This is a genomic window from Spirosoma sp. SC4-14 (genome assembly GCF_037201965.1).
In the GTDB taxonomy this organism is placed as follows: Bacteria; Bacteroidota; Bacteroidia; order Cytophagales; family Spirosomataceae; genus Spirosoma.
This window is the reverse complement of sequence record NZ_CP147518.1, coordinates 1,562,778-1,575,470: the sequence shown is the minus strand read 5'-3', so window position 1 is coordinate 1,575,470 and position 12,693 is coordinate 1,562,778. Positions and strand designations below refer to the sequence as shown.

11 protein-coding genes are annotated in these 12,693 nt (G+C 50.1%); 3 read left to right on the top strand and 8 right to left on the bottom strand.

Annotated elements, in window-relative coordinates:
• Positions 1–53: 53 nt before the first annotated feature.
• The 6 genes from WBJ53_RS06390 to WBJ53_RS06365 form a co-directional block, all read right to left on the bottom strand.
• Positions 54–1,724 (bottom strand): sodium/sugar symporter, encoded by a 1,671-nt coding sequence (locus WBJ53_RS06390; RefSeq protein ID WP_338875236.1) that lies wholly within the window; start codon positions 1,722–1,724, stop codon positions 54–56.
• A 28-nt stretch (positions 1,725–1,752) separates the two neighbouring features.
• Complete coding sequence (locus tag WBJ53_RS06385; protein WP_338875235.1) at positions 1,753–2,451, bottom strand: L-ribulose-5-phosphate 4-epimerase; 699 nt, start codon at positions 2,449–2,451, stop codon at positions 1,753–1,755.
• Positions 2,452–2,542: 91 nt separating this feature from the next.
• On the bottom strand, positions 2,543–4,084 hold the full coding sequence (locus tag WBJ53_RS06380) for an alpha-L-arabinofuranosidase C-terminal domain-containing protein (RefSeq protein ID WP_338875234.1): 1,542 nt from the start codon (positions 4,082–4,084) through the stop codon (positions 2,543–2,545).
• A gap of 85 nt (positions 4,085–4,169) precedes the next feature.
• Positions 4,170–5,660, bottom strand: a complete 1,491-nt coding sequence (gene araA / locus WBJ53_RS06375; protein WP_338877159.1) for an L-arabinose isomerase — start codon at positions 5,658–5,660, stop codon at positions 4,170–4,172.
• Between the two features lie 87 nt (positions 5,661–5,747).
• Positions 5,748–7,382: a ribulokinase gene (locus WBJ53_RS06370; RefSeq protein ID WP_338875233.1), complete on the bottom strand. Its 1,635-nt coding sequence runs from the start codon at positions 7,380–7,382 to the stop codon at positions 5,748–5,750.
• A 74-nt stretch (positions 7,383–7,456) separates the two neighbouring features.
• The gene (locus WBJ53_RS06365) at positions 7,457–8,158 is read right to left on the bottom strand and encodes an NUDIX domain-containing protein (protein WP_338875232.1); all 702 of its coding nucleotides are present in this window, start codon (positions 8,156–8,158) and stop codon (positions 7,457–7,459) included.
• 286 nt (positions 8,159–8,444) lie between these two features.
• Here WBJ53_RS06365 and WBJ53_RS06360 point away from each other — a divergent pair, with 286 nt between their 5' ends.
• From WBJ53_RS06360 to WBJ53_RS06350, 3 genes are all read left to right on the top strand, one after another.
• On the top strand, positions 8,445–9,482 hold the full coding sequence (locus tag WBJ53_RS06360; protein WP_338875231.1) for an aldose 1-epimerase: 1,038 nt from the start codon (positions 8,445–8,447) through the stop codon (positions 9,480–9,482).
• 198 nt (positions 9,483–9,680) lie between these two features.
• Positions 9,681–10,541, top strand: coding sequence for an MBL fold metallo-hydrolase (locus WBJ53_RS06355; protein WP_338875229.1), 861 nt, complete (start codon positions 9,681–9,683; stop codon positions 10,539–10,541).
• 92 nt (positions 10,542–10,633) lie between these two features.
• Complete coding sequence (locus WBJ53_RS06350; protein ID WP_338875228.1) at positions 10,634–11,869, top strand: VCBS repeat-containing protein; 1,236 nt, start codon at positions 10,634–10,636, stop codon at positions 11,867–11,869.
• Between the two features lie 76 nt (positions 11,870–11,945).
• Here WBJ53_RS06350 and WBJ53_RS06345 read toward each other — a convergent pair whose 3' ends face one another.
• Complete coding sequence (locus WBJ53_RS06345; RefSeq protein ID WP_338875227.1) at positions 11,946–12,296, bottom strand: hypothetical protein; 351 nt, start codon at positions 12,294–12,296, stop codon at positions 11,946–11,948.
• Position 12,297: 1 nt separating this feature from the next.
• The gene (locus WBJ53_RS06340) at positions 12,298–12,648 is read right to left on the bottom strand and encodes a hypothetical protein (RefSeq protein WP_338875226.1); all 351 of its coding nucleotides are present in this window, start codon (positions 12,646–12,648) and stop codon (positions 12,298–12,300) included.
• Positions 12,649–12,693 lie beyond the last annotated feature (45 nt).

Here is a 12,693-nt window from a genome sequence, read left to right as displayed (position 1 = left end):
GATTGGAATCAGTCTCAACCATAACCATCATACTAATCCGGGGCTATTCAGTATCAATAAAAGACCGTAAAGATCAGCAGTACCAGGCCCACTACGGCCGCCGTTCCGACCACAAACGGCCGGGATACTTCGAACCAGTTCGACCGGACTATAAACGCTTTAGGATTTTCCTTATTATGGGATTCGATGAGGCTGATTGTTACCTGAACCAGCACACAGGCCCAGAACACCATCCCCATCCGATTCAGGAATGGCACACTCGGCGCATTGAATTTCAGGAATGCCGAAAGCGGGATGCTCAACAGCGCAGCCGCCAGCGCCCCATTGGTTGTTGCTTTTTTCCAGAACATACCAAGCAGAAAAATGCACAGAATACCGGGCGAGATGAAACCCGTATATTCCTGAATGTATTCGAAACCCTGCCCAAAGTTTTTCAGAAATGGACTAATAGCCAGCGCAATGACAAACGAAACGATAATAGCCACCCGACCCAGCCAAACCGTCTGCTTTTCGCTAATGGTTGGATTGATAAATTTCTGGTGAATGTCGAGCATATAAATCGTGGAAATACTGTTGGCTTTTCCGGCCAGCGATGCTACAATAGCCGCTGTCAGTGCCGCAAACGATAACCCTTTCAGGCCAACCGGCAGAATATTCAGCAATACAGGATACGCGTTATCAGGTTTTACAACACTACCGTCGGTGATTCCCTGCACAATGGCGGCATCGGCATTTTCCTGAAACAGGACATAGGCCGCCAGTCCCGGCAGCACCACAATGAACGGCATCATTAGTTTCAGAAAAGCCGCAAACAATACGCCATTGCGGGCGGTGTTCAGATCAGCACCCAGGGCCCGCTGAATCATGTACTGGTTGCAACCGAAGTAGTTAAAATTAACGATCCACTGCCCGCCAATAATAAACATCATCAGTCCCGGCAACTGATTATAGGCATCAATTTTGCCACCCCGACCGTCGTGTACAAAATATTCGCCTTTCTGGAAAATCATGTGCATGTGGCTATCGGCCTTCTGCTTAATGAGGCTTAAGCCTTCAAAAACACCAGCTCCTGTTCCAACTTTGTCGGATAGCAGGCTTAGGGCCAGATAGGTTGTCGCCAGCCCCCCTACAACCAGACAAACTACCTGAATCACATCGGTATAGCCAATCACTTTCATACCGCCCAGCGTGATGAAAACGGCAAAAACCGTCAGAAAAATAGCGCAGGGCATAAAGGCCAGTCCCGTCATTTTTTCGAGACTTAACGCACCCAGATAAATGATAGACGTCAGGTTGACGAGGATGTATAAAAATAGCCAGAACACGGCCATAATGGTTGCCAGTCGCTTATCGTAGCGCATCTGCAAAAACTGTGGCATGGTGTAAATCTTGTTTTTGATGTACATCGGCAGAAAATAAATAGCGATGATCACCAGCGACAACCCACCCACGAGTTCATAAACCGAAATAGCCAGCCCTAACTGGAAGGCCTGACCACTCATACCGATAAACTGTTCCGCCGAAATATTCGACGCAATAATGGAAGCTCCTATGGCCCACCAGGTCAGCGACCCTTCGGCCAGAAAGAAGTCCTTAACCGCGTCGCCGTTGCGATCGGCGGCAAGTTTGCCTTTATGTTTGTAGACCCAGTAGCCATACGACGCAACAATTACGAAGTAGACCAGAAAAATAATGTAGTCTACCGTTTCGAGTCCGAGTTTCATGCAGGTTTTGGTTTAGGAAAATAAACGATTAGCAGCCCTGACCGTAGTAGGCGTTTTTGCCATGCTTACGCTCATAATGCTTCAGTCGGAGAGTGTCTTTAATGCGTGGTGTATTCGGGTTGATCTGAAGGGTCAGATAAGCCATTTTGGCGAGTTCTTCCAGCACAGCCGAGTTATAGACCGCTTTTTCGGCGGTTTTGCCCCATGTAAATGGGCCGTGATTCTGCAACAGCACCATTTCCATTTCGGCGTAGTTCAGGTTTTTATCGGCAAAACAGTTAAAAATCTGGTTGCCTGTTTCGTGCTCGTAGTCACCTTCAATCATCTCATCGGTCAAGGCCGGAGCACACGGAATATCCCGATGGGTATGGTCGGCATGGGTGGTACCAAAAATCGGAATGTCCAGCCCGGCCTGCGCCCAGGCTACGGCGTAGGTGCTATGCGTATGTGAAATACCGCCAATCGAATCCCAGGTTTTGTAGAGCAATGCATGGGTTTTCGTATCAGACGAAGGGCGCATGGTGCCTTCTACCACCTTTGCGTCGTAGTCGCAGATAACAATATCGCTGGGTTGCAATTTTTCGTAGGGAACGCCACTGGGCTTGATGGCAAACACGCCTTTGTCGCGGTCGACCGCGCTCACATTCCCAAATGTAAATAATACCAGTCCCAGCTTCGGAAGCTGCATATTAGCCTCGTAACATTCTTCTTTTAAGGAGGTATACATTTTTCAAATGATTGAATTGTTGAATGATTGAATTGTTGAATGATGCTCATACATTTTGATTCAATCATTCAGCAATTCAATCATTCAATCATTATAATTCCAACACTACCACCGACACGGGCGGCAGGCTGACAGTTAGGGTATTGCCATTGACTTTGGCACCGTTGAAGGCAACAGGTTTCACCTTGTTCAGATTCTCAAAGGTGTTGTGGTCATGCACATTGGCCGATGTCAGGATACGGCCCGTTATGGCCGACGCTTTCAGTCCTTTCAGGTCGACCGAGATTTCCTGCGGTTTCGCAGGATCGATATTGACCAGCGACACATGCACTTTCCCGGCTTTATCGCGGGAGGCCGACACCGATACGGCGGGCAGCTTTTCACTACCCAGCGTAAAATCGTCGGATTTTACCGATACGGGCAACATCGTTGCATCCTGGTGTACGTTATACATTTCCAGAACGTGGTATGTGGGTGTCAGCAGCATTTTATCGCCTTTGGTCAGAATAACGGCCTGCAACACATTGATGGCCTGCGCCAGATTAGCCATCCGTACACGTTCGCAATGCTTGTGAAAAATATTGAGCGTGGCACCGGCCAGCACGGCATCGCGCATGGTGTTTTGCTGATACAGAAAACCTGGATTGGTGCCCGGTTCAACGTTATACCAGCCCCCCCACTCATCGACAATCAGGGCAATTTTCTTCTCCGGGTCATATTTGTCCATGATCGCCGAATGTTTCTCGATCAATTCATCCATGAGCAACGCCTGCTGCATGGTTTTGAAATATTCCTGATCCGTAAACTCCGTAGCCGAGCCTTTCTTACCATCGCCCCACGACAGCACCGAATAATGGTGCATAGCCAGCCCTTCCATCAGGTTGGCCGGAATGTTTTTCATGAGTGTTTCGGTCCAGTTGTAATCATTGTCGCTGGCTCCCGACGCAATCCGAAAAATACGACCATTCCCCACACGTGTGTTCATGAAGGTGCTGTAGCGCCGATAAACGTCGGCATAGTAATCGGGCTTCATGTTCCCACCGCATCCCCAGGCTTCGTTAGCTACCCCCCAATAGCGCACGTTCCAGGGCTGCGCCCGTCCGTTCTGCTGACGAAGACTCGACATTGGGCTATCTTTCTCGAAATTCACGTACTGAACCCAATCCGACAGTTCCTGAACCGTACCGCTACCTACGTTCCCGGCCAGATAGGGCTCTGTTCCCAGCAGTTCGCACATGTTCAGAAAATCGTGTGTACCGAAGCTGTTATCTTCCGTTACGCCACCCCACCACGTATTTACGATTTTCGGGCGTTTGGCTTTCGGACCAATACCATCTTTCCAGTGATACGTATCGGCAAAACAGCCGCCCGGCCACCGCAGATTAGGAATTTTCATTTTTTTCAACGCAGCGACCACGTCCAGCCGAACCCCATTTTTGTTCGGAATTTTGGCGTTGTTTTCGCCCACATAAAACCCATCGTAAATACAACGGCCCAGATGTTCGGCAAAATGCCCGTAGATGTGTTTACTGATTACGTACTTGCCCTCATCGGCATTAATGGTGGCCTTGTTCTGTGCCGAAGCAATCAGGCTTAAGGCCAGTAAAGCAGGGGTTAGGAATAGCTTTTTCATCGTTATATCATTGGCTTTAGTCAATGATGGAGTGATTGAACAATGCACACGTCGGTCCATTCCATCACTCCATCATTCAATCATTCTATCTATAGGCAGCCTCGCTCCAGCGAAGCTCATTTTTCAACTGACGCAGGTTGGTATTTTTATCGATCACCACCAGTTCCACATTGAACATATCAGCGAAATCTTCGATGTGTTCGGTAGTCAGGTTCTGGCTGTATACGGTATGGTGAGCACCTCCCGCCAGAATCCAGGCCGCACAGCCTGTCTGCATATCGGGGTATGGTTTCCACAGCGCACGAGCAACCGGAAGTTTAGGCAATGCTTCGGTCACCTCGACCGCTTCTACTTCGTTGACCAGCAATCGGAACCGATTGCCCATGTCGATCAGCGATACATTAATGGCAGGTCCGGCCGGAGCGTTAAATACCAGCCGAACCGGATCGGCTTTGCCTCCAATGCCCAGCGGGTGAATTTCGCAGGATGGCTTATCAGCCGCTATCGACGGGCAGATTTCGAGCATATGCGACCCCAGAACCAGCGCATTCGTTGGATCAAAGTGGTAGGTATAATCTTCCATGAACGAGTTACCACCTTCCAGACCGGCTGCCATCACTTTCAGCGTTCGTACCATTGCCGACGTTTTCCAGTCGCCTTCGCCACCGAAACCGTAACCACTAGCCATCAGTCGCTGCGATGCAATACCGGGCAGTTGCGTCATGCCGTGCAAATCCTCGAACGTATCGGTATAGGCCGTAAAGCCACCATCCTGCAAAAACGCCCGTAAGCCAAGCTCAATTTTAGCCGCATCGCGCAGGGATGTATGTTGCGCTCCACCTTTTTGCAGCGAAGCCATCAGCGTATAACTATCGGCATATTCGGCCACTAGCTGATCGACTTCAGCATCGGCAATTTGGTTGATAACCGCCACCAGATCGCCAATGCCGTGGGTGTTGACCGACACGCCAAACGTCATTTCGGCCGCCACTTTGTCGCCATCCGTTACGGCTACCTGCCGCATGTTATCGCCAAAACGAACCACTTTCATCGTTTTCAGTTCATAGGCACCAACCGCAACGCGTGCCCAGGCGGCAATCTTGCTCAGAACGGCGCTTTCCTGCCAGAAACCCACTACGATTTTGCGGTTCAATCGCATCCGCGACATAATGAACCCAAACTCCCGATCGCCATGCGCCGACTGGTTGAGATTCATGAAATCCATATCGATCTCCGCCCACGGAATGTCACGGTTGAATTGCGTATGCAGGTGCAGCAAGGGCTTTTTCAGTACCGACAGGCCCCGAATCCACATTTTGGCGGGCGAAAACGTGTGCATCCAGGTAATAATGCCAACGCAGTTGGGCGCTACATTTGCCTCCTGACAGATTTTATAAATTTCGTCGGGCGTTTTCACAACGGGCTTGAACACAACCCGCACTGGTATTTGCGGAGCCTGATCGAAAAAATTGGCGATAATCTGCGAATGCGCATCGACTTGTTTCAGCGTTTCTTCGCCGTATAAATGCTGGCTTCCCGTTACAAACCAGACGTCAAACTGTTTCAGATTCAACATTGTATCAATTGTCATGAACTAGTGATTGGTGATTGGTTGACCAAACCTAAAAGGTCTCAAAGACCTTTTAGGTTTTCCAGGTGGAGTTTAACGCCCTTCTACAAACGCGCCCAGATTCAGGTAGTTCTTATAAAGCTTCTCGTAGACAGCAACCTGTGCTGGCCGGGGGTGATATTCGGCATCGAAACCCGATCCCATTGCCCGTTGAGCGGCTTCCATAGTTGAGTGAACTCCAGCCGCCACAGCCGCACACATGGCCGCGCCAAGCGCACATGCCTGATCGGAACTCGCCACCTGGATTGGTTTATTGAGCACATCGGCCAGGGTCTGCATCACAAACGGCGATTTTTTGGCCACTCCGCCAATGGCGATGACTTTCCTGATGGGAACACCCTCTTCGATAAACCGGTCGACAATGCTGCGTGAACCGAACGCCGTTGCTTCGACCAGCGCCTTGAAAATTCGGGGCGCATCGGTGCCCAGATTCAATCCGGCAATAGCGCCTTTCAGCGTATGATTGGCGTCGGGCGTACGCCGACCGTTGATCCAGTCGAGGGCAATGATATCGCTTTCGATAACTGGCAACTGAGCCGCCTGCTCCGACAAATGCGGAATTAACCGACGGCTCAGTGTATCGGCCGCTTCGTCGCCAAGCAGTTCGCGTACCGGACTGGTTATGAGCCGCGCAAACCAGGCATACACATCGCCAAACGCCGACTGGCCCGCTTCCAGCCCCAGCATATCGGGCACAACTGAGCCATCGACCTGACCGCAAATGCCCCGAATCAGTCGGTGCCCGATCTCTTCATTGGGTGCCATCAGAATGTCGCAGGTCGACGTGCCAATGATGCGCACCATAGCATAGGGTTCGATTTCGGCCCCAATAGCCCCCATATGCGCATCGAAAGCGCCTACACCAACCACCACATTAGTCGATAAGCCGAGTTTTTCGGCCCATTCGGCCGATAGGTTTCCCATTGGCTGGTCCGATGTGTAGGTATCCAGGAAGAGCCGGTCGCGCATTCCTCGCAGGAGCGGATCGAGCCGGGTCAGAAATTCGTCGGAAGGCAACCCATCGAACTCACTATGCCACAAGGCTTTATGCCCCGCAGCACAACGCGACCGACATAATGTCAGCGGATTGGTATTGCCGGTCAGTACAGCCGATACCCAGTCGCAGTGTTCGACCCACGAAAAGGCGTGCTGCCGAACAGCTTCATCGACACGAAGCGTCCGTAACATTTTGGCCCAAAACCACTCCGACGAATAAATTCCCCCAACATATTTAGTGTAGTCGGTATCCCAATGATGCGCCAGTGTGTTGATTTCTTCGGCTTCGGCATTGGCTGTGTGGTCTTTCCAGAGAATAAACATCCCGTTGGGGTTTTCGGCAAAATCGGGACGCAGAGCCAGCGGAAGCCCCGTTTCATCGACGGGCCCCGGTGTCGATCCGGTGGTGTCGATCGAGATACCGACCACTTGCTGCCGAACCCCGGCTGGTGCGCTGTTCAACGCGCCTTTGATCGACTCGGCGAGCCCTTCGAGATAATCGAGCGGATGTTGACGAAACTGCGACGTAGCCGGATCGCAATACAGCCCTTTCTTCCAGCGCACATACTCGTGAACATGGGTTCCAACGGCTTCGCCTGTGTGCGCATTAACGATTAGCGCCCGAACCGAGTCGGTACCGAAATCCACGCCGATAACATACTGATTGTTCATTGGTTAAGTAACGTGTGTTTTAGACACAATTTAGGAACGACAAATAGCCTCTGCTATACCCTTCTGACAAGGTGTTAGCCTAGCATACTATCGGGTACAAAATTCCAGAAAGCATGAAATTTACTCTGATACTTATCCTGATTCAGGCGGTATAATACGGCCTTTTTTGTGGTTGAATTCTGATCTTTCTCACCGGTTTCGAGCAGTAATCCTGTCGATAGCAGCTTCCGGCTGAAATTACGCCGATCGAGCGGTATTGTATAGATGGCTTCGTATAGTTTCTGCAATTGCGGTATCGTGAATTTTTCGGGCAATAACTCAAAACCCAATGGATGCAGGGCAGCTTTATAGCGCAGCCGGTCGAGCGCCAGACCAACCATTTCGTTGTGGTCAAAAATCAGGTCGGGCTTCTGGCTTAAACTTATCCAGAAAGCATTGTGGCTCCGAACCGCTTCGGTATCATGATCGGCAATATTGATGAGGGCAAAATAAACAACCGATACAGTACGTTCGGCCGGATCGCGACCTACTTTGCCAAAAACCTGAAGCTGTTCTACATATACATTCGTAAGACCGGTTAACTCATACAGAATTCGACTTGCGCTAACATCAAGATCTTCATTTTCCCGAACAAACCCACCCATAAGCGACCATTTCCCCAACTCGGGTTCAAAATTGCGCTTCACGAGCAACAGTTTTATTTCCTGCCCATCGAAGCCCAAAATAATACAGTCTATAGCAACCAGCAGATGAGGTTGATCAGAATAATAACTCATACTACGATAAATAAATCACCGCTTACGACGTATTTCAGAATAATTTTAATGGGAAAATCCAGATTGTGTCTCTGTGACACGAAATAGCATAACTTATTTGTTATTTACAACTCTATCTTTAAATAAAAAACTACTGCCCCCCTAAAAGCCTATCTAGAAGCTATTGATAAACACTTATTAATTATATGTTACCTGGTTTTATTTCAGCAGGAAAGCCAATATCTTTAACTACCTTTTTAAACAAAAACTCATCAGCGATACTTACCGTATAATCAGCCACCACTCTATGTCATTCACAATTACAACCCAGCCCTTCGGCCCGTTACCGCTTCCGTCTGACCGGAAGCCACTGACCGAGTATATCTTACAATATACCGGTACGGGAGAATTTGCCGCTGTTATTCCAGAGTTTGGCGGTATCCTCCGCCGACTGGTACTTCGTCGGCAAGGGCAGTTATTTGCGCTATTAAAAGCCCCCGAATCGCCACAGGCCTTACTGGCCGACGAATCGTATGCCAGCGCGTTGCTGTTTCCTTTCCCGAGTCGTATTCGGCACGGAATTTATGCCTTTGAAGGGCAACAGTATGCGCTAAAAATGAACGAGGTCAGCCGTAATAATGCGATTCATGGCTTTGTTCATGGGCAGGTGTTTACGGTTATCAATCAGGAAACAACGCCCAACCATGCCAGCCTGACAATCCGTTACGACTACCCTGGCGATGCAACTGGTTATCCGTTTCCGTTTGCGCTAACAGTTACCTATGAACTAACGCGCGCCGATTGGCTAACGCTCGGTAGTAATCCTGAGGCCGATCGGCTGTGTGCCTTGCGCATCAGCTATTCAGCCCTTAACACCGGAACAACCCGCTGTCCTGTTTCCTTTGGCTGGCATCCCTATTTTACGTTCAACAGCGAACCAGTTGATGAACTGACGCTGAGCTTACCGGCCCGAAAAGCCATTGTGCTGGATGGCGACATGATCCCAAACGGGCGTCTACCCGACAGCCGAGCCGAAACATTCAGCCTGCGGGAGCGCCAGTTGGATACACCCTTTATAATCGAACCAACGGGTACCACTCCCAACGGAATCAGCTATGCCGAAACGGTGCTCAACTCAGATCACGCCGGAGTGAAGTTGATAATTGGACAGGAAACGGGTGAAGGCAAACTGAATTATCTGGTCTGCTATACCCCAACCCGGCGCGATAGTGTTGCCATTGAACCGCTTACTGCCAATGTCGATTCGTTCAATAATGGCGAAGGACTAACGATTCTGAATCCGGGCGAAGCCATGACCGGGTCGATGTGGGTACGACTGGAGTAAAAATGCTGGATGCTGGCCATTAGACACTGGCTATTGAATCGTATGCCCAAAGCCTGCTATACAGCATCTAATGTCCAACATCTCTGTAGTTGTTGGCCTTAATGTTTCTGAACGATAAGCAACCTAGTTATACAGTTAGCCAACGAGTATAAACGCCAGCCTATTCGGTTTCCATACATAAAGCCAGTTCGTTACTTTATGCTCAAACCTGCTTTCCGGAAAGACGAAGCCTTACTAGCCGACATTGAAAATGCCCGATTTCAGGCCGACCACCTCCACATCTGGTGGCTGGGGCAGAGTGGTTTTTTGCTTCAATACAACAATCAGCATTTGTTGTTCGACCCCTATTTGTCTGACTCATTGAGTCGGAAATACGCCAACACCGACAAGCCCCATGTTCGGATTGCAGAACAGGTAATTGAGCCGGAAAAACTGACGATGGTCGATGTTGTTACGTCCAGTCATAACCATACTGACCACCTTGATGCAGATACGCTGCTACCACTGATTGACGCTAGCCCTACACTACAGTTTGTTATTCCCGAAGCAAATCGGGCATTTATAGCCGATCGGCTTAAAACACCAGCCAACTGGCCTATTGGCCTAACCGATAAACAAACGGTTGCAGTGGGGGACTTCATTTTCCACGGGGTTCCGGCAGCGCACAACGAACTCGAACGCGATGCCGAAGGACGCTGTAAATTCATGGGCTTTGTAGTCGAACTAGGCCCTTACCGCGTTTATCATTCTGGCGACACACTCTGGTACGATGGCATGGCCGATCTGCTAAACCCGTTCAACCTCGATGTTGCCTTCCTGCCCATCAATGGCAACAAACCCGAACGACGTGTGGCCGGAAACCTCAACCCTGACGAAGCCGCCCGGCTAGGCCGCGATATTGATGCCCGACTTGTTATTCCCCATCACTACGATCTGTTCGAGTTCAATACAGCCGACCCGGCCGATTTTGTCCGAGCCTGCGACCAGTACGGAACACCCTACCGGGTCATGCAACTGGGCGAAGGAATCAGCATTGCCAATAGCCATCCAATGGGTTGATTAGGATCGAAAACGACAATACAGCTTTTTAGACAAGCCCGGTCATACAAAACCGTAGTTTTAACGTATCAGATTATTCATCAGACAAACGCATGAAAATCGTTCCTGCCTTCTGGCTTTCGGGTCTTTGCCTGGCCTGCGCTCTGGCCGCATCGGCCCAAACGAACGCACCCAATTTCAAGATTCAGGTCGTTGATAATCAAATCAGTATTGGTTATGGTTTAGCCATTGGCGATGTTGATGGCGACGGAAAGCCCGACATATTACTGGCCGATCAGAAAGAATTTGTCTGGTATCGGAATCCGGGCGATAAAACCAGTTCCTGGAAACGCTATGTGATGGCTGCCAATCTGACACCTCAGGACAACGTTTGCATTGCCGCCCGTGATCTGGACGGCGATGGTCGGGTAGAGGTAGCTGTAGGTGCCGGATGGAACCCGGCCGAAACCAGCGACAGCACAAAATCGGGAGCCGTTTTTTATCTGATGCGCCCACAAGACCCAACGCAGCACTGGGAAGCCATTCGTTTACCGCATGAAGTGACCACGCACCGGATGCGCTGGGCAAAAACCGGGAAAGATAACTACCAGCTCATTGTAGTTCCGCTACATGGATATGGCAATAAAAATGGGGAAGGGCACGGCGTGCGCATCTGGGGCTATGCCTTCCCAAACGACCCACGATCTACCTGGAAGCGGTATCTGATCGACTCAACCATGCACCTCACCCACAATTTTGAGATTTGGGAAGATGGCGACAACGGGTCGGCAACAGGCATTATTGTTGCCAGCAAAGAAGGCGGAAACATTTTTCAATGGACTAAAAAGAAGTGGCGCTCTTACGATAAGGAAGCAGCCAGCAATTCGCTGCCCCTCCTCAACAACGGCATTGAAGGCATTGGTGAAATCCGACGGCTCAACGGCGGAAAAGCCATTGCCACCATTCAGCCCATGCATGGCAATCTGCTACAGGTCGAGAGCGGCAATTATTCGTTCAAAAAATCGAAGAAACTCACAGAAAAGGAAGTTGATGTGCTCACCGATATGTTTAGCCAGGGCCATGCGCTGGTTTGTGGCGATTTTCTGGGAGCGGGGACCGATCAGATCGTGGCTGGCTGGCGCAATCCTAATGCTGAAGGGAAAGTGGGTATTCGATTGTTTAAACCTGGTGAAAACGATAAAGTGACCGGTTATTCTTTGGACGATAGCGTTCGTATGGCCTGCGAAGACCTACAAGCTGCCGACCTCGACGGCGATGGCGACCTCGACATTATTGCTTCGGGCCGTGCTACACTGAATGTACTGATCTACTGGAATCAGCGGAAGTGAGAGAAAGCTATTCGGTTTATGGTTGCTTCGCCTGTTGAGAACCTAAATGGGCCGAGCAACCATAAACCATAAACGTTTATTGATGCCCTAACTGTCCGGCCAGTTCGCGCAGGGCCGATGCCAGACCTTCTAAACGAGGAGCAATATCGCCCTCCGACCCCATCCGGGTGCTGAATTCAAGCGTCAGCGTAGCCAGTTGATTGAGCAATTGGGCTAACTCGCCGGTATTTACCTGATCGCTTTCCAATTCGGTTTTTACCTGTTCAAGAACATTGGTCAACTCCGTAGCATTATCCGTCTGACGAAGTTGCGCCAACCAGTCGCTAATAACACCTGTTCCACTTTGCGGTATAGCCGCAGTAGAATCCGGGCTCAGAACCTCCATTGTGGAATCGAGCAGATTGGTTGATTCTTCGTGTGATAGCATATCAGAACTGGTGGCTAAAGTTGCGTAAAGCAGTCACTAGCAGACTCAACTGACGGGCCGTTGCCTGATCGACTCTTGGCTCGTGCGACAGAGCCGATGTATGACTGGCCAGACTTAATAACAGATTTCGGATGGTGCTTTCGTCAAATTCTCCTGACTTCAGATGATCGCGCAGGGCTTCTACTTCGGCCAGAATTCGCTCAGCGCCAATATCTCCCCGCAGTGCATTCATCCAGCCCTCAAGCAGCAAAATTCCCTGCTCAGGCGAAATGGCTACTGCATTACCATCTCCGAACGCGCCCAGCGTATCGGTTAGCATTCGGTGTTCGAGAGTTGTTTGAGCTTCTTCCATAATGTAGTGAATTTACTTGTCGTACTCAGTTACAAGAGCCATTTG

Coding starts and splice junctions, on each gene's coding strand:
- WBJ53_RS06355 (WP_338875229.1), top strand. CDS start 9,681: ATGCTCAAACCTGCTTTCCGGAAAGACGAAGCCTTACTAGCCGACATT.
- WBJ53_RS06390 (WP_338875236.1), bottom strand. CDS start 1,724: ATGAAACTCGGACTCGAAACGGTAGACTACATTATTTTTCTGGTCTAC.
- WBJ53_RS06360 (WP_338875231.1), top strand. CDS start 8,445: ATGTCATTCACAATTACAACCCAGCCCTTCGGCCCGTTACCGCTTCCG.
- araA (WP_338877159.1), bottom strand. CDS start 5,660: ATGTTGAATCTGAAACAGTTTGACGTCTGGTTTGTAACGGGAAGCCAG.
- WBJ53_RS06345 (WP_338875227.1), bottom strand. CDS start 12,296: ATGCTATCACACGAAGAATCAACCAATCTGCTCGATTCCACAATGGAG.
- WBJ53_RS06385 (WP_338875235.1), bottom strand. CDS start 2,451: ATGTATACCTCCTTAAAAGAAGAATGTTACGAGGCTAATATGCAGCTT.
- WBJ53_RS06370 (WP_338875233.1), bottom strand. CDS start 7,382: ATGAACAATCAGTATGTTATCGGCGTGGATTTCGGTACCGACTCGGTT.
- WBJ53_RS06350 (WP_338875228.1), top strand. CDS start 10,634: ATGAAAATCGTTCCTGCCTTCTGGCTTTCGGGTCTTTGCCTGGCCTGC.
- WBJ53_RS06380 (WP_338875234.1), bottom strand. CDS start 4,084: ATGAAAAAGCTATTCCTAACCCCTGCTTTACTGGCCTTAAGCCTGATT.
- WBJ53_RS06340 (WP_338875226.1), bottom strand. CDS start 12,648: ATGGAAGAAGCTCAAACAACTCTCGAACACCGAATGCTAACCGATACG.
- WBJ53_RS06365 (WP_338875232.1), bottom strand. CDS start 8,158: ATGAGTTATTATTCTGATCAACCTCATCTGCTGGTTGCTATAGACTGT.